21 protein-coding genes are annotated in these 21,452 nt (G+C 65.6%); 13 read left to right on the top strand and 8 right to left on the bottom strand.

The annotated features are described in order from the left end of the window. Positions 1 to 17: 17 nt before the first annotated feature. Positions 18 to 1,001, bottom strand: coding sequence for an NAD(P)H-quinone oxidoreductase (locus tag ACOGJB_RS17740; protein ID WP_419838410.1), 984 nt, complete (start codon positions 999 to 1,001; stop codon positions 18 to 20). A gap of 121 nt (positions 1,002 to 1,122) precedes the next feature. On the opposite strand from ACOGJB_RS17740, the gene ACOGJB_RS17735 reads away from it, so the two are divergent. From ACOGJB_RS17735 to ACOGJB_RS17705, 7 genes are all read left to right on the top strand, one after another. Then, positions 1,123 to 2,313 (top strand): DNA cytosine methyltransferase, encoded by a 1,191-nt coding sequence (locus tag ACOGJB_RS17735; RefSeq protein ID WP_419838409.1) that lies wholly within the window; start codon positions 1,123 to 1,125, stop codon positions 2,311 to 2,313. 46 nt (positions 2,314 to 2,359) lie between these two features. After that, positions 2,360 to 3,433, top strand: coding sequence for a hypothetical protein (locus tag ACOGJB_RS17730; RefSeq protein WP_419838408.1), 1,074 nt, complete (start codon positions 2,360 to 2,362; stop codon positions 3,431 to 3,433). Further along, a complete protein-coding gene (locus tag ACOGJB_RS17725; protein ID WP_419838407.1) occupies positions 3,430 to 4,389 on the top strand; it encodes a hypothetical protein in 960 nt (319 codons plus the stop codon). The genes ACOGJB_RS17730 and ACOGJB_RS17725 overlap by 4 nt, the downstream gene beginning before the upstream one ends. A 182-nt stretch (positions 4,390 to 4,571) precedes the next feature. After that, a complete protein-coding gene (locus ACOGJB_RS17720) occupies positions 4,572 to 5,363 on the top strand; it encodes a tyrosine-protein phosphatase (protein WP_419838406.1) in 792 nt (263 codons plus the stop codon). 68 nt (positions 5,364 to 5,431) lie between these two features. Next, a complete protein-coding gene (locus ACOGJB_RS17715) occupies positions 5,432 to 7,219 on the top strand; it encodes an ABC transporter substrate-binding protein (protein WP_419838405.1) in 1,788 nt (595 codons plus the stop codon). Positions 7,220 to 7,259: 40 nt separating this feature from the next. Next, positions 7,260 to 8,372 carry an acyl-CoA dehydrogenase family protein gene (locus tag ACOGJB_RS17710; RefSeq protein WP_419838404.1) on the top strand — a complete coding sequence of 371 codons (1,113 nt, stop codon included), beginning with the start codon at positions 7,260 to 7,262 and terminating at the stop codon, positions 8,370 to 8,372. A 294-nt stretch (positions 8,373 to 8,666) separates the two neighbouring features. After that, the gene (locus ACOGJB_RS17705; RefSeq protein ID WP_419838403.1) at positions 8,667 to 9,356 is read left to right on the top strand and encodes an MT-A70 family methyltransferase; all 690 of its coding nucleotides are present in this window, start codon (positions 8,667 to 8,669) and stop codon (positions 9,354 to 9,356) included. 57 nt (positions 9,357 to 9,413) lie between these two features. Here the strand turns inward: ACOGJB_RS17705 and ACOGJB_RS17700 are convergent, their stop codons facing one another. Then, complete coding sequence (locus ACOGJB_RS17700) at positions 9,414 to 10,049, bottom strand: BglII/BstYI family type II restriction endonuclease (protein ID WP_419838402.1); 636 nt, start codon at positions 10,047 to 10,049, stop codon at positions 9,414 to 9,416. A 44-nt stretch (positions 10,050 to 10,093) separates the two neighbouring features. Continuing rightward, positions 10,094 to 10,975 (bottom strand): MBL fold metallo-hydrolase, encoded by an 882-nt coding sequence (locus ACOGJB_RS17695; RefSeq protein ID WP_419838401.1) that lies wholly within the window; start codon positions 10,973 to 10,975, stop codon positions 10,094 to 10,096. Positions 10,976 to 11,092: 117 nt separating this feature from the next. Here ACOGJB_RS17695 and ACOGJB_RS17690 point away from each other — a divergent pair, with 117 nt between their 5' ends. Further along, positions 11,093 to 11,542: a PGPGW domain-containing protein gene (locus ACOGJB_RS17690; protein WP_419838400.1), complete on the top strand. Its 450-nt coding sequence runs from the start codon at positions 11,093 to 11,095 to the stop codon at positions 11,540 to 11,542. 30 nt (positions 11,543 to 11,572) lie between these two features. On the opposite strand, the gene ACOGJB_RS17685 is transcribed toward ACOGJB_RS17690, so the two are convergent. Further along, complete coding sequence (locus ACOGJB_RS17685; protein ID WP_419838399.1) at positions 11,573 to 13,288, bottom strand: fumarate hydratase; 1,716 nt, start codon at positions 13,286 to 13,288, stop codon at positions 11,573 to 11,575. A gap of 100 nt (positions 13,289 to 13,388) precedes the next feature. Between ACOGJB_RS17685 and ACOGJB_RS17680 the strand changes: the two genes are divergently transcribed. The 3 genes from ACOGJB_RS17680 (at position 13,389) to ACOGJB_RS17670 (ending at position 16,528) form a co-directional block, all read left to right on the top strand. Next, on the top strand, positions 13,389 to 13,805 hold the full coding sequence (locus ACOGJB_RS17680; protein ID WP_419838398.1) for a VOC family protein: 417 nt from the start codon (positions 13,389 to 13,391) through the stop codon (positions 13,803 to 13,805). 81 nt (positions 13,806 to 13,886) lie between these two features. Beyond that, positions 13,887 to 15,269 carry a replication-associated recombination protein A gene (locus ACOGJB_RS17675; RefSeq protein ID WP_419838397.1) on the top strand — a complete coding sequence of 461 codons (1,383 nt, stop codon included), beginning with the start codon at positions 13,887 to 13,889 and terminating at the stop codon, positions 15,267 to 15,269. An 80-nt stretch (positions 15,270 to 15,349) separates the two neighbouring features. Further along, positions 15,350 to 16,528, top strand: coding sequence for a phytanoyl-CoA dioxygenase family protein (locus ACOGJB_RS17670; RefSeq protein WP_419838396.1), 1,179 nt, complete (start codon positions 15,350 to 15,352; stop codon positions 16,526 to 16,528). An 81-nt stretch (positions 16,529 to 16,609) separates the two neighbouring features. Here the strand turns inward: ACOGJB_RS17670 and ACOGJB_RS17665 are convergent, their stop codons facing one another. Then, complete coding sequence (locus ACOGJB_RS17665) at positions 16,610 to 17,704, bottom strand: ABC transporter ATP-binding protein (RefSeq protein ID WP_419838395.1); 1,095 nt, start codon at positions 17,702 to 17,704, stop codon at positions 16,610 to 16,612. A gap of 143 nt (positions 17,705 to 17,847) precedes the next feature. Here ACOGJB_RS17665 and ACOGJB_RS17660 point away from each other — a divergent pair, with 143 nt between their 5' ends. Beyond that, entirely contained in the window at positions 17,848 to 18,612 is a 765-nt protein-coding gene (locus ACOGJB_RS17660; protein WP_419838394.1) for an SDR family NAD(P)-dependent oxidoreductase, read from the top strand. A 54-nt stretch (positions 18,613 to 18,666) separates the two neighbouring features. On the opposite strand, the gene ACOGJB_RS17655 is transcribed toward ACOGJB_RS17660, so the two are convergent. Genes ACOGJB_RS17655 through ACOGJB_RS17645 form a run of 3 tightly spaced genes read right to left on the bottom strand, consistent with a single transcriptional unit; the run spans position 18,667 to position 20,292 of the window. Continuing rightward, positions 18,667 to 19,083 carry a type II toxin-antitoxin system VapC family toxin gene (locus ACOGJB_RS17655; protein WP_419838393.1) on the bottom strand — a complete coding sequence of 139 codons (417 nt, stop codon included), beginning with the start codon at positions 19,081 to 19,083 and terminating at the stop codon, positions 18,667 to 18,669. A gap of 6 nt (positions 19,084 to 19,089) precedes the next feature. Beyond that, a complete protein-coding gene (locus ACOGJB_RS17650; RefSeq protein ID WP_419838392.1) occupies positions 19,090 to 19,332 on the bottom strand; it encodes a hypothetical protein in 243 nt (80 codons plus the stop codon). Between the two features lie 42 nt (positions 19,333 to 19,374). After that, positions 19,375 to 20,292: a 50S ribosomal protein L11 methyltransferase gene (locus ACOGJB_RS17645; RefSeq protein WP_419838391.1), complete on the bottom strand. Its 918-nt coding sequence runs from the start codon at positions 20,290 to 20,292 to the stop codon at positions 19,375 to 19,377. A gap of 132 nt (positions 20,293 to 20,424) precedes the next feature. On the opposite strand from ACOGJB_RS17645, the gene ACOGJB_RS17640 reads away from it, so the two are divergent. Continuing rightward, complete coding sequence (locus ACOGJB_RS17640; RefSeq protein ID WP_419838390.1) at positions 20,425 to 21,402, top strand: hypothetical protein; 978 nt, start codon at positions 20,425 to 20,427, stop codon at positions 21,400 to 21,402. Positions 21,403 to 21,452: the final 50 nt, after the last annotated feature.

The following is a 21,452-nucleotide window of genomic DNA, read 5'->3' as shown; positions in this document are numbered from 1 at the left end:
CGGACTAGCCGCCGGCGCTAGCTGACGTCGAGCAGGATCTTTCCGACGTTCGCGTTGGTGGCCATGTATTCGTGTGCCCCGGCGATGTCGCCAAGGGCGAATCGGGAGTCGATGACCGGCCGCAGCGAGCCGTCGTCGAAGCGCGGCAGCAGCTCGGCGCAGAACCGCTGGTTGGCATCGATCTTCTGCTCGATGGGCCGCGAGCGCAGCACGGTGCCGATGAGTGCCGCCCGTTTCGGCAGCAAGGCGCCTAACGGAAACGTGGCGGAGGGCGCACCCATGACGCCGACCTGAATGATGCGGCCCTGGACACGAACAGACGCAATGTTTCGGGCCAGGTAGTCGCCGCCGATCACATCGAGCACCACGTCGACGCCCTGACGGGAGGTCCACTCCTTGATCGCCTCGGCAAAGTCGGTCTGCGTGTAGTCGATGACCAAGTCGGCCCCGAGGTCAGTGCATGCAGCCACTTTGGACGTGGAGCAGGTCACGGCGATGCGGGCGCCGAGCGCCTTGGCGATCTGGATGGCGGCGGTGCCGACGCCCGACGCGCCGGCGTGCACCAGCGCGGTGCCGCCCGATGTCAGCCCGCCCTGGGTGACGAGCGCATCGTGGGCGGTCATGAAGACTTCCGGAATGGCGGCTGCGTCCCGCAAGACCACGCCCGAAGGGACGCGCTGGAGCATGCGTTCATGGGTCACGACGCGCTCGGCCTTCGCCCCGCCCGACACGATGCCCATGACCTCGTCGCCGACCGACCAGCCAGTGACTCGTTCGCCCAGCGTCGCGATCGTGCCGGCGAACTCCATGCCCGGGATCTCGAACTCCGGCTTCGGTCCGGGCGCGGGATAGAGACCCATCCGCTGAAGCAGGTCGGCTCGATTCATGGCCGAGCAGGCCACTTTCACGAGCACCTCCTCGGGTCCGGGGGCTGGGTCGGGAACGTCGCGCACCTCAAGCACTTCGACGCCGCCGTATTCAGGGATGACTACTGCACGCATAGACGGCGACGGTAGCCCCCAGTGCGCCGCGCCGAGGAACACGTCGCGGCTGGCGCGATACGCTCGCCACCACATCAGCGGGCTGTTGCCGCCCCCGAAGCTGAAGCTTGAGGTGTGCTGCGTGACGACGAGACGCGAGCCTGATCAGCGACTGAGTGTCTTCTCGGCGTTCACCGGTCTCGGTGGCATGGACTTGGGTTTGGAGTCTGCCGGGTTCTGCTCGGTGGGCTGCCTCGAGACCGATCACGAGGCGAAACTGACGCTCAAGGCCAACCGGGGCGATCTGTGGCCGCTCGTGGGCAACGGCGACATCGCAGTCGCCGCCTCCGAACTGCAGCCGCACGATGTCGGCGTCGGACCCGGTGGACTCGACCTGCTGGCAGGAGCGCCGCCGTGCCAACCGTTCAGCAAAGCCGCCCAGTGGACCGCGACCGCCCGGCTCGGCACTGCCGATGCCCGTTCGACGTGCCTCGACCATTTCTTCCAACTCGCTCGTCGCCTGCAGCCTCGCGTTCTGCTGCTCGAGAACGTTCCCGGTTTCGTTCGAGGGCCGACATCACAACTCACGAAGCTGCGTGTCCTCACGAGAGAGTTGGGCCGCTATTGCGACGCGCACTACGAACTTGACTTCCGCATTCTGAACGCTGCGGATTATGGCGTACCACAAAATCGCCATCGGGCGATCATTGTCATCTCCCGCGTAGGTCCGTTTACATGGCCGAGTGCATCCGACGAGCGCCGGACCGCTTGGGATGCACTTCATGACGCGCCTGCGAACGATCGCAGGCCGCAAGCTCGCGGGAAATGGGCCGACCTCCTGCCGACCATTCCGCCCGGCGAGAACTATCAGTGGCATACGAGCCGAGGCGGCGGCTGCAGTATCTTCGGGTACCGGACGCGATACTCATCCTTCTTGCGTAAATTGCATCCGCAGCAGCCGTCACCGACGATCGCCAGCACTATCGGCCCCGCCAATGGTCCATTTCACTGGGCAAATCGACCCCTGTCGGTCTGGGAAATGAAGCGTCTGCAATCACTACCGAGTGACTGGGCAATCGAAGGCAACACATATGCACAAGTACGCCAAGTCGGCAATGCGACACCACCGCTCTTGGCAGAGATCATGGGCAGAGCCCTCGCGCGCCATCTTGATGGCGCGGTGCCGACGAACATGCTGCGACTCCAATTGCCTCGAGCTGCGACGGCCTGTCAGCTCCCTCCGTTGCCTAGGAGGCTGCCGCCCAAGTACTCACCACTCGTAGGCGATCATCCCGACCATCCTGGGGCCGGCATGGGACCGAAGCCACGATGAGCCGCTCAAATCCTCTGCAATACGGCCGCGAAAGCACACCCGTGCAATGAAGCCCGACAATATCCCCATCGAATTGCTCGACCTTGACGTCTTCAACCCACGCTTGCCCGAGGAGATCACGGGCGATCGGGAGGCAATGATCGAGTACCTCATCGACCACGGCGTGCTCCACGAACTGGGGTACTCGTTCCTGGACAACGGCTTCTTCGAAGCGGAACGTCTGATCGTCATCGCATCAGAGCACTCAGTGAATCGGTACACGGTCATCGAAGGAAACCGGCGATTAGCTGCGCTGCTGTGCCTCCACGGCTACTACCCTGACAGCCCGATTGTCGATCTTGTGCCGCAGCAAGAGCAGCTAAATCGTCTCCAGCTGATCCCTTGCCTCATTGCTGTTGATCGACGCGACGTCGAGAGCTATTTGGCACATCGTCACATTGGCGGAATGAAGACTTGGAGCGCGGAAGCGCGCGCCCGTTTCTTGCGCCAGATGGTAGACGACGAGGCCCGCGTTGATCCAGTCAATACGTTCCGCAACATTGGACGCAGGATCGGCTCGAATGCCACCGGAGTTCGTAACTCTTTCATTGCGATATCAATAGTCCGGCACGCCGCCGAGGAACTGAAACTCTCGGTCAGCCACCTGCAGCATCACCGCTTCGGAGTTTGGCTGCGCGCAATGAACAGCGCCGAAATCAAATCTTACATCGGATTCGGCAATCCTCGTACGCCTAGTGAAACTCAAGACGAGTTGACTCGGTTGAGTGCGGACCGGCTCAGCGAAGTCATTCGCGATTTCACGCCAGCCAACGGCAATAGCAGAGCATTAGTCTATGATTCCCGCTGGGTGACAGATTACGGCCGTGTGCTTGCAAGTGATGATGCCCGAGAAGTGCTGCGAGCGACGAACGATTTCGCTTCTGCGCAGGCAATGCTCCTACGGCGCACCTTGCCCGAGCGCCTGCGCTCCATATGCCGAGACCTCGAACGGGCCCGTATCGACTTTGCGCAGGATTCGAGCAGTGACGACCTGTCCGAAGTCAGCAGGCTCGCCAATCGGGTGGCGGTCGAGGTACAATCGATTACTGCGCTCATCGATCAAGCTCGATCTAAACTGTGATCAACTTCAACATCGAATGGTATGGCAGGTACGCACGTCCCGGTGCCTTATGTGATTACTTGGAACTGCTGGCTTGGGCCGGACACACGTTTTCCGTCGAAGAAGTCGCCGATTTTGTGCGTGACTCGGAGTACACAGGATTGCTGCGTGACCAGATCAGCAGCGACTTCGATCACGGAACCACGGACAGGGATGCACCTGACACTGATCCAGATCTCTCGGAATCTGTTGATGCCTCGGCCGACGTAGTGAACAATGCCGTTGCGGAATTCTACGAGCGCCGAGAGATACTCCAAGACGGATATCCGTACATTGTGGGCCCGCCGTCTCGCAGCATCATCGCCCGCGGCGAGAAGCAGACTCACTGCCCGTATGACTCGTTGCTCACGTTATCCGTCGCGCATGCAACGAAGGCGAGGATCACAGGCGTCGAACTGTCGGCGCTTTTTGAGCAGATCGTCGAGGCCTGTTTTGAGTCATTCGGCATCAGGACGGCGCTGCTGAACAACGGTGCGAATGACTACCCGTCCAGGGTCCAACAAGCTGCGCGTCACGTTGGCCTCTCGGTCAATGTCGCAAACGCGTCCTACCGGCAGAGGGCCATCGACGACGGCACTGATCTCATCAGCAATTTCTGGCCCTTGGACGTTCGCCCGGGAGGCGTCCAGTTGATTGGACAGGCGACTTGTGCCAAGAGCGACGAGTGGCATAACAAGATGACCGAGGCGAAACCCGCTCATTGGAGCAAGATGATGGGCACAGGACCCGAACCGATCCGCTATCTTGCTGTGCCACACCATGTCGATTCGCGCTATCGGCGTCTCTTGCTCGAGCGAGAGAACGACACCGACATCGTAGATCGGCTCCGGCTAGCGCTGCCTGAACGGGATCTCTTGGCTGATGAATCTCGTGTGTGCGATTACGTCTGCTCACAACAAGTCGAGACGTTCGTGTAGCGCTGCAGGTTGACCAAATCCGTTTGCTGGCTTGGGTCGGCCCCAGCGGAGTAGGCACCCGCGACACGCGCCAACGCAATGCAAGCCAGCCGGGGGACGCTCGCCTCGCAGCCATCTGGGCAAAGATGCGGTCGACTGCGCTATCAGCCTTGGTCGAGACTAGATCGGTAGCCTGCGAGCCCGTGCGTCGAGATGCCGTGGTTGTGCTGGAAGGTGCGCGGAATTGCCGCGACTTGGGCGGCTACCCCGCAGCGGGCGGACGTCACGTGCGGACGGGGGCGCTGTATCGCTCGGACCGGTTGAGCACGCTGACCACCGACGATCTCGACGAACTCGGCAGCCGCGGCATCCGGACCGTAGTGGACTTCCGGGCCGGGCCCGAGGTCGAGCGGGACCGCTCGCGGCTCTGGCCTGGCGTGACCTCGCACATCTCGCTGCCGGTGGGCGACACTGTCGACGGCGACATCAGCATGGTGGACCAGATATTCGAGGGCCGGCTGCGGTCGGTGAGCGAAGACGACATGGCCGAGCTCTACCTGAAGATGATCGGCACCTACGGCGAACGGTTCGCTCAGCTGGTGGCGATCGCGGCCGACGTCGACCACCTGCCGATGCTGTTCCACTGCACCGCTGGCAAGGACCGCAGCGGCATCGCGTCAGCGCTGCTGCTCGAAGCACTCGGCGTCGACCGCGAGACCGTGCTGGACGACTACTGCCTGTCGAACGAGCTCCGGTCGCATCAGCGCATCAAAGAGCTGACGCCGGAATTCGCAAGGCTCGGCATCGCCATCGACGACGTGCGGGCCATCCTCAGCGCGCCGCGCGGGGTGATGGCCGCTGTGCTGACAGAGCTCGACCATCGTTTTGGGCGCCTTTCCAAGGCCAGCACGGCAACCGGTGTCGAGGGATACCTCCTCGGCCACGGCCTCGACCCCGCGGCGCTCGACATGCTGCGAGCAAATCTTTTGATCTAGTTGTCCTCGGGATGCGCACGGCCGAGACCGACCAGCGCGCTTCATAGACCGTGCAACCAGGAGGCACTGTGAGATTTCGATCAACCATTGCAGCCGCGGTAAGCGTCCTGTTGATCCTCTCGGCTTGCTCGACAAACGAGCCGGCGGCGGCGGGCGGCATCGTCGCCGAGCTACGCAGCAATGCCGAGGAGTTCTCCTACGAGATCGGCACCCACGGTGGGGCACTCACGCTGGCGACGATCTCCGAGCCGCTGAGCCTCAATCTGGCACTGTCCAACGACGCCGGGTCGTCGAACGTCTTGGGCTACCTGTTCGAGGGCCTCACCGAGACCTCGTGGCTCGATGACGAGATCGAGCCGTTGCTCGCCGAGTCGTGGGAACGCTCCGACGATGGCCTTCGCTGGGTGTTCAACCTGCGTGACGATGTGCTGTGGCACGACGGCACGCCGTTCACCGCCCACGATGTCGACTTCACGTTCAACCACGTCGTCTACAACGACGACTTCAACGCGTCGAGCCGTGCCACCTTCGAATTCCGCTACCTCAACGACGACGAGGAGTGGGAGGTGTCGAACATGACTGTGGCGGCGCTCGACGACCACTCAGTCGAGTTCGTGCTGCCCCAGCCGTTCGCACCGTTCCTGCGCTCGATGGGCACCGCCATCTATCCCAAGCACATCTTGGAGGGGCCCATCAACGCAGGCACCTTCACTGAGTTCTGGAACATCGACACCGACCCAACCGAGATCATCGGGACCGGACCGTTCACCATCGGTGAGTACACGCCCGGCGAGCGGGTGATCTTCGAACGCAACCCGAGCTATTGGAAGACCGACGACGACGGTCAGCGGCTGCCGTACCTCGACCAGGTGGTGCACGTCGTCGTGCCGGACCTGGAAGATGAGCTGACTTTGTTCCGTGACGGAACGAGCGACTTCCACGGTGTGCTGGGCGAGGAGTACGCTCTGCTGGAGCCGCTGCAAGGCGAGGAGAACTTCGCGCTGCACCGGCGCGGCCCCGGCTTTGGCACCACGTTCCTGACCTTCAACCAGAACCGAGGCTCGAGCGACGCCGGCGAGCCGTTCGTGGACCCGACCAAGCTGTACTGGTTCCGCAACGTGAACTTCCGTCAGGCGGTGGCTCACACGCTGGACAAGGCGGCGATGATCGATGTCGTCCAGCACGGTCTGGGCTACCCGCAGTGGTCGTCGGTGAGCCCGGCCGCCGGCGACTTCCACAACCCCGAGGTGCCCCGCTACCCGTACGACATCGACCGGGCGAACGATCTTCTCGATGACCTGGGGTGGGTCGACACCGACGGAGACGGCATCCGCGAGGACGGACTGGGCAATCCGATCTCGTTCACGCTGGTGACCAACGAAGGCAACACCGTGCGTCAGGCAGTCACCGAGATCATCCGGGACGGGATGGTCGCCGCGGGTCTCGATGTCACCTATGAGGTGGTCGATTTCGGCGACCTGGTGTCGCGGCTCACGACCACCTACGACTGGGAGGCGATGGTCATCGGTTTCACCGGTGGTCCTGATCCCTACAGCGGCATCGGGCTGTGGCACAGCTCAGAGTCGCTGCACTTGTGGTACCCCTTCCAGGACGATCCGGTAACCAATTGGGAATCCGAGATCGACCGGCTCTACATCGAGGCAAGCACAGAGTTCGACCACGACAAGCGGGTACAGCTCTACCGCGAGGCACAGGCGATCGCCGCGGAGCACGTGCCGCTGATCTACACGACGCTCTCGGAGCGTTTGGGCGCTGTGCGCAACGTGTTCGGCAACGTCACGCCGACGCTGTACGGCTACTGGGACATCCGCTACTTGTACCGGACCGACCTGTAGCCGACGCTCGCTGTCAGCGGCGCGCCGTAGGGTCTCGGCGATGGATTACTGCTGGCCCCGAGAGCTGACAGATCTGGCCGACGAAGCTGCTGCGTGGGTGCACGACGCCACGTCCGACCTGTTCACCATCGATGACAGCTGGCTGGTCGGCTACTCCGAAGAATTCACGCTGCGGCTGGGTGCGCGCGGCTGGATCGGGATGTGCTGGCCCGTCGAGGCCGGCGGCGACGGTCGGCCTGAGGTCGAGCGGTTCGTGGTCACCGAGCAGCTTCTGCTGGGCGGTGCGCCGATGGCCAGCTCGTTCTTTCCCGATCGTCAGATCGGCCCGGTGCTGCTGGCCTACGGCACCGCAGAACAGCAGGCCCGGTTTCTGCCCGAGATGCGTGCGGGCCGGTCGCGCTGGTGCATCGGCATGTCCGAGCCCGACGCCGGCTCCGATGTCGCGGCCATCGGCACGACGGCTGTGCGCGACGGCGACCGGTTCATCGTGAACGGCCAGAAGATCTGGACGAGCGGCGCCGCCACAGCGAATTGGTGCTACCTGATCTGCCGGACCGATCCCGATGCGCCGCCGCACAAGGGCATGAGCGAGCTGATCGTGCCGATGGACACCCCGGGCATCGAGGTTCGACCGATCCGGGATGCGTCCGGCGATGCGCACTTCAACGAGGTGTACTTCGACGATGTGGAGGTGCCGGTCGAGAATCTGGTGGGCGAGCTCAACAACAGCTTCTCCCAGACGATGCGCCAGCTCGAGCACGAGCGGGGCGGCATCGACCGGCTGGCGTCGAACCAGCGGCTGTATCTGGACATGAAGGACCGAGCCGACATCTCGGATCCGCTCGTTCGCCAGCGGATGGCTCGCATCGAGACCGGTTACCGGATCGGCCGGGACATGGTGCTGCGCAATGTGCTGCGCCAGACGCCGTTCCCGCAGTACTCAGCGGTGACCAAGACGTGGTGCACCGAGTTCGAGCAGGAGGTCTCCCGTTTCGTGGGCGACGTGGCCGGTGCCGACACGATGCTGGCGAACCGGGTGTCGCGCAATGTGACCTACGCGCCCGCCTACACGATCATGGGCGGCACGACGCAGATCCTGCGAAACATCATCGGCGAGCGGATCCTGCGGCTGCCCCGCGAGCCCCGCGGCTAGCCCGACATCCGTGTCGCAACATCGTTTCGGCTCGAGCCCCGGACGAGTATCGGCCAGCCAACATCACCCAACCTCTTCTGGCTTCGCGTCGATTGGCGTGCACAAGTGTCCAGAAGTGCCCGGTCGCCGGTTGCGGCACGAGACGGGCGCCCTGCCAGCGCATTGCGTCGGCGGCGCTTGAAATGGTGCGGCAGCGCGTCGCTCCCGGCTGCTAGGACTATGAGCGAGGTTGAGGCGCTTGAATCTCAGCCTCTCTTGTTCTCCATAGTCTCCATAGTCTCCCCAGGTGACGCCGTGCCGGACTCCGCAGCTCCCGCCCCCGAGCCATTTGACTTAGCGCTGGAAGCGTTCGGAGGCACACCGTTCGGGACCGTTCTCGCAGATCCACCTTGGCGGTTCCAGAACCGGACTGGCAAGGTGGCACCCGAGCACCGACGCCTCTCTCGCTACGACACGATGGAGTGGCAGGACATCGCCGCGCTCGACGTCGGCAGTCTGATGGCCGAGCAGTCGCACTGCTATCTCTGGGTGCCGAATGCCCTGCTGCAGGAAGGGCTCGCGACGCTTGACGCGTGGGGCTTCACGTACAAGGCCATGCTGGTGTGGGCGAAGCGCCGCAAGGATGGTGGACCTGACGGGCGAGGCGTTGGCTTCTACTTCCGGAACACAACCGAGCCGATCCTGTTCGGCGTCCGAGGCAAGCTTCGCACGCTCGCTCCAGCCAGACGACAGGTCAACATCATCGAGACCCGCAAGCGGGAGCACTCCCGCAAACCGGACGAGCAGTACGACATCATCGAAGCGTGCTCGCCCGGTCCGTACCTCGAGATGTTCGCTCGCTACCCGCGACCGGGCTGGACCGCCTGGGGTGATGAGGCCGCTGCGGATACGACACCACGGGGACGCGTGCACGCCGGCTACCGCGTTCCGGATGACGCCCAGCGGCCTGGCGTCCATCAGGAGCCGTTGCTCGTCGCGGATTGAGTCCCCCGGTCAGGCTTTGCGCCGGGCGCAAGCATCGCTGCGCACACTGGCTGTTGGCTAGACGATGTCGCTCAAGGTCCTCGCGCAAATCGCAACTGCGAGCACTGGGCAGCCTCCGGCGTCGCCGCGTGTCAGTCTCGGAACGAGTTTGTCCAAGTTGGTCGTCGTAGTCGTATCGAACTTGGTAGTGGTCGGCTCGTAGTCGAGAGCGGCCGCCCTCAAGTCTTCTTGTGTCCTCGTGATGATGACGCCCGCATCGAGGAATCCCGCCTCATACATGGCCCGGTAGGTGCCGATGTCCCTGTCCAGATTTCCGTCCTTGGCGTTCCATTCGACATCCAGCGCGATCCGACCCTTGAAGCCGTCCACCAAGTAGCCCTGATTCGCGACGCTGGAGGTCTCGCGTTGTGTCTGGGTCTCTCCCGCCGGCCTGTAGGGGCGTCGCTGGGTGGTCAATGTGATCTCGGTGTCAAGCCGAGACTCGCGCCAGCCGCGATTCTTGAAGGCGCTTTCCAAGCGGCCCGTCAGTCCCGACTTGTTTCCGCCGGGCAGCATCAGCTCCTCGATAGTCAGCTCGAACTCGTCGAGGACCGTCATGATGTCGTTCCACTCCTCGCGGTTGGTGGCCTCGGCAATCGCCGCGGCGTTGCGCACTTCGCGCCATTCGAAACGCGCGAGCAATGGACCCGGCACGGCTGATTGGTAGCTGTCGGTGAGGTCCATGGCGACGCGTGACGCTACGGAGTGAAGATCCAGCTGTTTGGCTGGTCGGTCGCGACGATGTGGCCGGCGGTGCGGCCGGCGAAGTGGGTGCCGATGACGAGCCGACCGTCGGACCAGCGCGGGAACGCTTCGAGACGGGTGGCCGTAGAGGTGCCGTCGGCCGAGTAATCGGCGCTGGAAGCCATGTCGGGGCGGGCGAACTGCAGCGGGTGGTGGATCATGTCGCCGGTGATGACCGCCCGCTCCCCCGCTGAGGAGATGATGACGCTGACGTGGCCCGGGGTGTGGCCGGGCGTCGATTCGAACCAGACCTCGTCGTTGATGCGATGGTCGGGGCTTACGAGGTCGGCGAGTCCGGCGTCGGTGATCGGCTGCACCGAGTCTTCGAAGACCGGCCCGTAGTCCTGCGGCTCGGCGCGCCAGTAGTCGTACTCGGCCTGGACGAACAGGTAGCGGGCGTTCGGGAACGTCGGCACCCACTGCCCGTCGACGAGGCGCGTGTTCCAGCCGACGTGATCGACGTGCAGGTGGGTGCACACGACGTAGTCGATGGTCTCTGGGGCGAAACCGGCGGCTTCGAGGTCTTCCATGAACGGGGTGGAGAGCTGCTCGAACGGCGGTGCTCCCGGTCGCGATTTGTCGTTGCCGACGCAGGTGTCGACGATGATGCGCAGCCCGTCCGACTCGATGACCACCGCGTGCATCGACAGGCGCATGCGACCGTCGTCGGTGACGAAGTCGGGCCGCAGCCAGTCGTAGTCGTCGATGACGTCCTCGGCGCCGGGCAGCAGTACGCTGAACGGCCAGTGCACCTCGAGTTCTGCTATCCGGGTGAGGCGGGCGTCGCCCACGGTCCAGGTGATCGGGGTGGACTTGTCGACGGTCGGCATCGTCATGTCTCCTTGTTGCAGCGTTGATGCGCCCAGAGCGCGACGCTGATCGCGGCGGCGATGTTGCGCCGCGCTTGGGAACCGCCACACTATTGCCGCCCTTGCACCCTGGCGGGAAGACTGATGAACGAAGCTGCGCCGACCGCTGCCGACTCCGAGGCCGATGATGCGTCTCGCGGTGATCGCTTTCGCGAGGCTGCCATCGAAGCAGAGCTGGCGACCGGCGAGCGCGAACCGACGAGGCAGAAGGCGTGGCGCAACTCGGTCGTTCGGTTGTCGCGGATGACGCTGGGACTCTGTGTGGTCGTGCTGGGCATCATCATGATGCCGCTGCCGGGGCCGGGAATGCTGGTGGTTGCGGTCGGCTTGGCGATCCTGGCTCGGGATGTGGCGTGGGCGGATCGACTGCTCCACAAGGTGCGCGAGCGGCTTCCGTCCGATGACGATGGCAAGCTGCCCCGCTCAACGATCGTCACGATGGTCTTACTGGCCGCCGCCGGCATCGCAGCCTCGATCTGGTTCGCCGTCGGCGGCATCAACCCGATCGACGTAGCCCTGTTCTGGCGCGACTGAGCAGAACTCGAGGGCGAAGCCCTGCGCTTTCTATTGTCGCGAGCGGGGGCGCAGCCGTTCCGCTTTCGAGTGTCGCGAGCCGGGGCGGAGCCCTTCCGCTCGCACAAGAACAGGGGTGGAGGCTTCGCTGTAGAAGTCGTTGCCCTTGTCGTCGACGATGATGAACGCGGGGAAATCCTCGACATCGATCTGCCAGACGGCCTCCATGCCCAGTTCGGGGTATTCCAGCACTTCGACCTTGCGGATCGAGTCCGTCGCCAGCCGGGCCGCGGGGCCGCCGATGGAGCCCAGGTAGAAGCCGCCGTAGCGGGCGCATGCCTCGATCACCTGACGGGAGCGGTTGCCCTTGGCGAGCATGACGAGGCTGCCGCCGGCGGCCTGGAACTGCTCGACGTAGGAATCCATGCGGCCTGCGGTCGTGGGGCCGAACGAGCCCGACGCGTAACCTTCGGGGGTCTTGGCGGGGCCGGCGTAATAGACGGGTCGTTCGCGCAGGTAGTCGGGCAAGCCGTTGCCGGCGTCGAGGCGCTCTTTGAGCTTGGCGTGGGCGATGTCGCGGGCGACCACGAGCGTTCCGGTCAGCGACAGCCGGGTCTTGACTGGATGGCGGGTGAGCTGGTTGCGGATCGCGTCCATTGGCTGGTTCAGGTCGATCGGCACGACGCCGGTGGTCAGCTCCTGCTCATCGGTCTCGGGCAGGAACCGGGCGGGGTCGGTTTCGAGCTGCTCGAGGAAGATGCCGTCTGCAGTGATCCGCCCGAGCGCTTGGCGATCGGCCGAGCAGGACACAGCGATCGCTACGGGGCAGCTGGCGCCGTGGCGGGGCAGCCGGATGACTCGCACGTCGTGGCAGAAGTACTTGCCGCCGAACTGCGCCCCGATGCCGAACTCACGGGTGAGCTCGAGGACTCGTCCTTCCCATTCGAGGTCCCGAAAGCCATGGCCGGCCTCGCTGCCCGCGGTGGGAAGCGTGTCGAGGTACTTGGCCGAGGCGTACTTGGCGGTCTTGACGGCGAATTCGGCCGAGGTGCCGCCGATGACGACCGCCAGGTGGTACGGCGGGCAGGCAGATGTGCCCAGCGTGCGCAGGGTGGTGTCGAGGAACCCGATGAGGCTCTCGGGGTTGAGCAGCGCCTTGGTCTCCTGGAACAGGAAGCTCTTGTTGGCCGAGCCTCCCCCCTTAGCCATGAAGACCAGCTCGTACTCGTCGCCCGGCGATGCGTAGATCTCGATCTGGGCAGGCAGGTTGTTGCCGGTGTTGCGCTCGGTGAACATGTCGAGCGGGGCGAGCTGGGAATAGCGCAAGTTCGAGGTGAGGAAGGTGTCGGCGACGCCTTGGGAGATGGCCTCGGCATCGTCGAAATCGGGATTCTCAGCAGTGCCGGTGAGCACCCGCTCGCCCTTGTGGCCCCAGATGATCGCGGTGCCAGTGTCCTGGCAGCTCGGCAGCACGCCTCCTGCAGCGATGTTGGCGTTCTTGAGCAGTTCGAGGGCCACAAAGCGGTCATTGGGCGATGCCTCGGAATCGTCCAGAATCGCCGCGAACGAGGCCAGATGGTTTGTTCGGAACAGGTGCGCGATGTCGCGCATGGCCTCTGCGGTGAGCAGCCGCAGCGCCTCCGGTTCGACCTGCAGGAAGCGCCGGCCCGCGGCAGAGACAGTGGAGACGTGATCCGACGTGAGGTGCCGGTAAGTCACATCCGCGGGGCCCGTGGGAAGCAGATCCACGTGGGAGTACTCACTCATTGCTTCATGCTAGGAAGCCGTGCCGAAAGGCGCGCCTGCTGCGAAGTCGGCAAGACCCGCCAGCGGGCGCATCGCGCCGGTGCACTCGCGGCTGCGCGGCATGGCACGGAGCGGCGAGAATGTGGCCGTGACCGGTGTCGAGTCGATCAATGCGATCACGTTGCGGACTTCGGTCATGGCGGCGTCGGTGCGCTTCTATGAGGCCCTGGGGTTCCGAACCACCTACGGCGGTGACGATGCGCCGTTCAGCACCTTGCGCAGCGACGGGTGCTTCGTGAACCTGATCGCGGTGCCCAGCGCTGCCGAGGCCGAGACCGGTTGGGGCAGGGCGATCTTCCACGTCAGCGACGTGGACGCGCTCTACCAGCAGGCGCTCGACGCAGGCCTGGCGCCCCGAGCGGCGCCGCGAGATGCACCCTGGGGTGAGCGCATGTTCCCGATCACCGACCCCGCCGGGCACGACCTGAGCTTCGCCAAGCGGATCCGCTCCTACGAGGTGGATCACCCAGACCTGTGACCTTCGCATCGGTCGAGGCCAGACTCCCCCGCCTCGCGGGGCCGTGATGGGTGACGTGCAGCCAGCGCGTACCGTCGGGGTGTGAGCGAGGGGCTGTTCGAAGCGGCGGGCAGGGACCGCCTGGCCCGTCAGGCCCCGTTGGCGGCACGGCTGCGGCCCCGATCTCTCGACGAGATCGTGGGCCAGAGCCATCTGCTCGCCCCTGGCAGGCCGCTGCGAGAGCTGATCGAGGCTGATCGCCTGTCGTCGGTGATCCTGTGGGGACCGCCTGGCACCGGCAAGACGACCTTGGCCCGAGTGGTCGCCGTGAGCACTGCCAAGGAGTTCTGCGAGCTGTCGGCTGTCAGCGCCACCGTGAAGGACGTACGCGAAGTGATAGCCGAGGCTCGGCTGCGCATCGGCGAGCACGGCCGAGGCACCATCTTGTTCCTCGACGAGGTGCACCGCTTCAACAAGGCCCAGCAGGATGCGCTGCTGCCGGCAGTCGAGGACGGGCTGATCGTGCTGATCGGCGCCACCACCGAGAACCCCCACTTCGAGGTGAACCCGCCGCTGCTGTCACGCTCGACGCTGTTCCGCCTGGTGCCGCTCGACGATGCTGCCCTGCGGACGCTCATCGACCGGGCTCTGGCCGCCGAGGGCGCGACCGGCGAGGTAGACGCCGTCGACCACATCGCTGCCCGCAGCGGCGGCGACGGCCGCCACGCTCTCACCAGCACCGAGGTGGCGGTGGCGCTCGCCTCGCGTCGCGGGGAAGCAGAGGCCCTCGAAGCCCCCGAGATCAGCGGTGCCGCCCGCGCAGCACCCGACGCATCAGCCGGGAACCCGCACGTCACTCTGGCTGACGCCGAGCACGCCGTGGACGCCAAGGCCGTCCGTTACGGGGCCGACGGCCACTACGACACGATCAGCGCGTTCATCAAGTCGCTGCGCGGCTCAGACCCCGACGCCGGGCTGTACTGGCTGGCCCGCATGCTCGACGCCGGTGAGGACCCCCGCTTCATCGCCCGCCGCATGGTCATCCTGGCCTCGGAGGACATCGGCATGGCAGACAGCACTGCGCTGCTCGTGGCCGAAGCCGCAGCCCGAGCCGTCGAGTACGTCGGCCTGCCCGAAGCTCAGCTCAACCTGGCGCATGCCGTGGTGCGCTTGGCCACAGCGCCAAAGTCGAACCGGGTCACCGTTGCCATCGGTCGTGCTATGGCCGATGCCCGTTCCGCCGGGGCGGGCGAGGTGCCCATTCACCTGCGCGACGCCCACTACCAGGGCGCCGCATCGCTGGGTCACGGCGAGGGATACCAGTACCCGCACGACGATCCGAGCGGCTGGGTGCCACAGCAGCACCGGCCCGACGAGGTGGCCGCCAACGTCTACTGGGAGCCCTCCGAACATGGCCGCGAGAAGGACCTGCGCAGGCCAGAACCGGCCGAAGGCACCCGCGGGGCAGAGGACGGAGCCCGGTAGGAGGGCCTCGCGCCGTGGTTGAATGACAGGGACGGCAGGGGCACCTCGGCATGCCCCAGAGCCTGGTACGGGAGTGTGACATGAGTGCAGGCGCGGCAACGCTCGGGCTGGCAGAGGTGCCCATCGTCAATTACGGCGATGTCGAGGACGAGATGGTCGCCTACCGGGCGGCCGGCACCGAGCGGGCGATGCAACTCGGCAATCGTGGCCCGATCCGGTTCACCGACGAGGGCGACTTGCACCCCGAGATCGCCGAGGCGTACTCGCGCTGCGGTTTCTATGTCTTCACCGGCGTGCTCGGGCCCGACGAGCTGGCCGACATCGAGGCCGACGTCATCGACCTGCTGGACCGCTGCCCCACTGCGCCCGATGCCGACACGGACCGTCACGGTCGCCCAGTGCTCGGCGCCGGCCATCAGGGTCGCAACGTCAGCTTCGTCCGCCCGCTGACCGACCCCTACGGCGGCACCGACGTGGCCCACGGTCGCCATCCGTTCAAGATGTTCGAGCCCTCGGCGCCAGACGAAGCGCCCGAATGGGTCGTGCAGGTCATCAGCGGCTCGCTGCAGTTCTCCGAGGCGTGCCTGCGGCTGTACGGCCATCCCGGTCTGCTCGGCGTCGCGCAGGCACTGAACGGCCCCGACTTCACCCCGTTCAACGAGGTCGTGTGGATCAAGCAGCCCGGATTGGGCGGATCGGTGGCGTGGCACCAGGATGGCTGGACGCACTGGGACCATCCCGAGCTCGACGAGGGCACCCACGGCTTCAACTTCATGGCTCAGCTGTACGGATGCGATGCCACCAACGGCCTGTGGGTGGTGCCCGGCTCCCATCGCAAGGGAAAGGTGGACATCAAGGCCATGTGCCTCGCCGCCGGCTCCGACCGCCTCCCCGACGCAGTCCCGGTCGTGTGCGACCCCGGCGACGTAGCCATCACGAGCCGCCAAGCCATTCACGGCTCGTTCGCTAACACCTCCGAACGGCCCCGGGTCACCCTCAACTTCGGCTTCCACCGGCGCCGCTCGGTGTTCGGCGTGCGCAGCGGCGGCGTCCACAACCCGATCTCGCTCTACGACGAGGCCTACATCGCCGAGCGGTCGCGTGTGATCGGCTGGGCCATCGACGCTCGCTCCAAGCGCTTCGAGGCCGAGACGCCGTTCGTCTACCAGCCCAACGCGGGCCGCGAGCACAAATTCGTCTGGGACGACGCCGCCCGCGAGGCCATCGCGGACTACAACCTCAAGGACATCGGCATCTAGCGCCCCTGGATCAGCTGAGGTGCTGGCTCGGCGGGACGGCGCGTTCGTCGGGGCGAAATCTTCGGCCTGACAGACGTCGTGTCAGGACTCGAGTGCGAGCACGGCGCTTGGGCCGATGTGCAACTGGACGCCAGCACCGACTGCTGGGCCGTGGGGAGTGATGGCGTCCAAGGTGGTGGCGACCCCGCCGACGTCGGCCTCTACCCGCAGCTCGTAGCGGTCGCCGCGGAAGCGACGCCGGACGACCGTGGCGGGCAGCCGCGCGATCGGGTCATCGCCCGAGACGCCGGTGTTGTCGAAGCCTGTTGCCACTACCTCGATGCGATCAGCGCGCAGAACGAAACTGCTCGGGCGCCCAGCGGCCCTGGCCAATGCCGGAGGGACTTCGAAGTCGAAGACGTTGGTGTGACCCAGGAATCGAGCCACCTCAGCAGTTCGAGGGTCAGTCCAGACCTCTTCGGGGGTCCCGATCCGCAGCAACCGACCTGATGCCATCACCGCAATGCGGTCCGCCAGAGCAAACGCCTCGTGATGGTCATGGGTGACGTGAACGGCGGTGACACCGACCTGGTCGAGCACTGGGCGCAGCTCGTCGATGAGCCGCTCTCGCAGCAACCGGTCCAATGAGCCGAACGGCTCGTCGAGCAGCAGCACATTGGGTTCAGGGGCGAGCGCCCGCGCCAGCGACACTCGCTGGGCCTCGCCACCCGACAGCGTTGCGACATCGCGACCTTCGAATCCCGACAAGCCGACCAGTTCGAGCACTTCGGCCACCCGCCGACGCCGTTCCGCGAAGGGCACCTTGGCCATGCGTAGGCCGAACGCCACGTTGCCCTCGACGTCGTAGTGCGGGAACAGCACTTCGTCCTGGAACATCAGGCCGATGCCGCGCTGGTCGGGGCGACGGCCGGTCAGGTCACGCCCGTCGAGCTCGATCCGACCAGCATCGAGCGGCTGCAGCCCCGCGGCTGCGCGCAGCAGCGTGGTCTTGCCGCATCCCGACGGGCCGAGTAATACGACCATCTCGCCATTCCCGACGGCAAGGTCGACCCCGTCGAGTGCTTTGGTCTGATCGAAGCGGACGTGAGCGCCGGTGATGCGCAGCAAACCGCCGCCGCCAGCTGCGCCGGTTGCCGCAGCGCCGGATTCTGCCGTGCTGATATCAGGTGCGGTCACGACCTCGACGCTACGCACTCGGCAGGGGTCGCCGGTCCAGGTTTTCTTGAGCTTGCTCCCCTTCCGCGCTGGCTCAGCGAGCAGGCGCAGAGCTTCCTGACCCAAACTGAGGGCGACTGGGCGTGCGACAGGAGTCTCGGGACATGGCGGATCGGCTGAACGGACGAACGGCGCTGGTGACCGGAGCCAGCCGGGGCATCGGCGAGCACTGCGCTCGAGCGCTGGCCCGGGACGGTGCACGGGTTGCGCTGGCGGCACGGACCACCGACGATCTTGGCCGGATCGCGGCTGAACTGCCCCATGAACCGGTGGTGCTCGAGAGCGACCTGAGCGCGGCGGGTGCTGGAGCCGAACTGGCCGCCGCTGCAGTCGAGGCGCTCGGCGGGGTGGACATCTTGGTGAACAACGCCGGACGAGGAGAGCTGCGCGAACCGGGCGGCGACCAAGCGGTGCTGCAGCTGAACTACCTGGCGCCGCTGGAGACCACCCGGGCGCTGGCACGTCAGATGGGCGAGCGCGGGCACGGCTCGGTGATCCACATGTCGTCGATCGCCGGTTCGGTCGGCGTGAGCGAGCTGCCTACTTATGGGGCGACGAAGGCTGCGCTCGACTCGCTCACCCGCTCGCAGGCAGCCACCTACGGGCGCTTCGGCATCCGGGTGAACGCCGTGGCGCCGGGGCTGATCATCACCGAGATGTGGGAGGCCGGCCGTGAGATCCCCGGCCTCGCCGACGGCCTCGAGCGCCACATCGCTCTGGGCCGCTGGGGCGTGCCCGAAGAGATCGCCGATGTGGTCGCGTTCCTCGCCTGCGACGAATCCCGCTACGTGACCGGCCAAACGATCACGGTCGACGGCGGCTACCAAGGTGTCACCGCCTGGGCCAACTACCCAGCCTCCGGCTCCTAGCGGGCAGGAATCCTCACCGTCGCCCTGCCGACTTAGTGCCGCGAGAACGGCGAACTATGGCAGCACCCTGAACGCTCGACGCCGCTCGGGGCCGTAGCGATACACCCGGAAGTCAACGTCCAAAGACAGCGCCTCGGAGATCCCGAGTCGTTCCATGAGCGCCCAACTCGTCCTGTCGGTCAACGAGAAGCCCTGGTCTTCAAACTTGAGCCGGATCGACTCGGCAGCTTGAAGATCGTGGTCGGTGGTGCACTCGATTCGGGTCCGCGAAGCGTGGATCGCGCTCACTGCTTGGTTCGCTGCCAAATGGTGAATCCTGACGTTCGCCAGGTTCCACAGTTCGACCAGCACGTGATCGCTGGTGACGAGCGATGACTCATGTTCGCTCAGGATCGAACGAGCAATGTCCCTGTCGGCATCGCTCTTGTTCACCGCCGCGTACCAGACGCTGGTGTCGACGAACGTCGCCACCTGGGCTCACAAACCCTTATCGGCGTAGTACTTGTCGATTGCCTCGCCGATCATCTGATGCTTGTTCTCCCGGATGTTCGAACCGCCGTCATCGATCAGCCCGAAGAGGGCTGTGATGCTCTGTGCGGGAGCGTCTTCCTCTTCGAGATCTCGATCGACGAGCCGGCGGATGTACTCCGACAGGGAGATGCCTTGCTGGGCTGCCTTGCGCTTGGCGAGGGCGTGCTGGTTGTCGGTCAGAACGATCATGGTGCGCATACTGTCACCCCTGCATATGCGGCAGAGCATAGTTTATGCCGTCGCGTCGTCCGATCGTCTGTTCGCTACAGCCACCCAGTCGTCGAGCCGAACGGGGTCGGCCAGTTCGATGCCGTGGGGGCGATAGGCGGCAGCGACTGACGAAGTCTGCGCTGCGGAGATGCCGCTGACGGCGAGCCGTCCATCCGGTGCGACCCGTGCCGCAATGTCGCCGGCGAGCGGCATCAGCACGTCGGCAGTGATGTTGGCCACCACCACGTCGAATGTGCCGAGCTCGGAGCTGCCGACAAGGGCCGTGCTGAAGCTGGCCACTCCGTCGAGGCCGTTGCGCCGGGCGTTGGCCTGCGCCGCCGATACTGCCGCTGGCTCGATGTCGATCCCCACCGCCTCAGCTGCGCCCAGTCGGGCAGCCACCAGGGCCAGCACCCCGCTGCCGCACCCCACATCGAGGACCCGCTCGCCGCCAGTCAGCTCCCCCGCCAGCCATTCGGCCAGTAGCCGGGTGGACGGGTGGGTGCCGGCTCCAAATGCTCCGCCGGGATCGATCTCGACGACTGCCGGGGCCGCGGCGTCTGCCCACGGGAAGCACACGGCCGACTTCTCCCCCACGGGCACCGCCCGGTTGCGGTTCAGCCAGCCAACGCCATGCGCCTCGTCGGGCGGCGCCAGCACGGCCGCATGACCGTCGCCGCGCAGCTGCGCCACCGCATCGCGGGCGGTCACATCGTCGGTTACCCGAACCCGGCTCACCCAGCGCCCCCGAGCCAGGCGTTCCTGCGTCACCGCGAGCGCGATCGCCGCCAGCCATTCCGGCAGCGACGGGCTGTCGTCATCGCAGGGCATCTGGCCACCATCGGCTGCGCCCAATGGGACATCGTCGGCGACGACGACGCACGCACGGCCGAACCGCTCATCACCCCATGGGTTCGCCCACCAGCGCTGTTGGCTCACCCCGGCATTCTCGCCGTCGAAGTCCCATGCCTCGCGCAACAACCGGCCGGCTCATCTCGGCGGCCAGTGCCACCAATGTGATGCCGAACTGCGGTACAGGTGAAGGGCCACGACTGCGAAGGCGGCGACACCATGACCAACAGATTCGTGGCAGCTATGGCGTTCGCTGCACTGGTGATCTCAGTGCTGTCGCTGTTCGTCGCCCTGAACGCCACCACAGAAGAAGAGACGCCCCAGACCGGCGATATGTCCCCTTCGACGACCGCCCCGCTCGGCGACGACACTCCCTCAGCCTCTGCCGCAGCGACAACTACCACGACACGCTCGCCGGCGGTCGTAGCTCAGACCACGATTCCGGTGCCAGCGACAACGGCGCCCCCACCGACCATCTCGGTGCCGCCCACCTCGGAGCCGCTGCCGGGCACGCCGGCCGAATTCGGGCCGGCCGCCGGCACATCTCTCGGCTTGGTCGGCGTCAGCCATGACGACTTCCTCAATGTCCGTGACGTTCCCAACGGCAGCGTCGTGGCCACGCTCTCGCTGCGCATCGCTCCCGGCGATCCAGCAAACAGCAAGCTGCAGGTCCGCGATCCAGCCGCCGAGAACTCGATTGCGACGCTGAGTCTCGACGGCATCACGGCAACCGGTCGCACACGAGATCTGGCCACCAGCACGTGGCACGAAATCCAAGCCGGGCCGGTGATCGGCTGGGCCAGCAGCAAATACCTCGCGCCGCTGACGCCCAGCGTGAGGCTCGACATGACCGCTCAGGTCCAGAGTGCGGTGGGCAGCACGCCGACTGCGCCCACGCTGACCGAGCTCGCCAACATGGTCGCTGCTGCGTTCGCATCGGACGAGCCGCCGTCGCGCATCCGGGTGACGGCCGCGCCCAGGGCGATCGACGGATTGGCGGAGGTCACCGTCGATGTGGTCGGGCTGCCCGACGATTCCGTGCGCGGCTACCGACTGCTGATTTCAGCCGACCCGGCCGGCGACTGGAGGGCTGACAACGTCGACACGGCCGGCGGCCCATTCACGCTGCGCAACGTGATGGCGACACCCCTGTGCTACAGCCACCGCGGCACCGGCGACAACGGTCTCTGCAACTGAGGTGGCAAGGCGTTCGTTTGGTGTCGCAACCCGTCGCTAGGGTTGTAGCC

This window comes from Candidatus Poriferisodalis sp. (assembly GCF_965208895.1).
Taxonomy (GTDB): domain Bacteria; phylum Actinomycetota; class Acidimicrobiia; order Acidimicrobiales; family Poriferisodalaceae; genus Poriferisodalis.
Note: the sequence above shows the minus strand (reverse complement) of the source record. Positions and strands in the feature narration are given on the sequence as shown.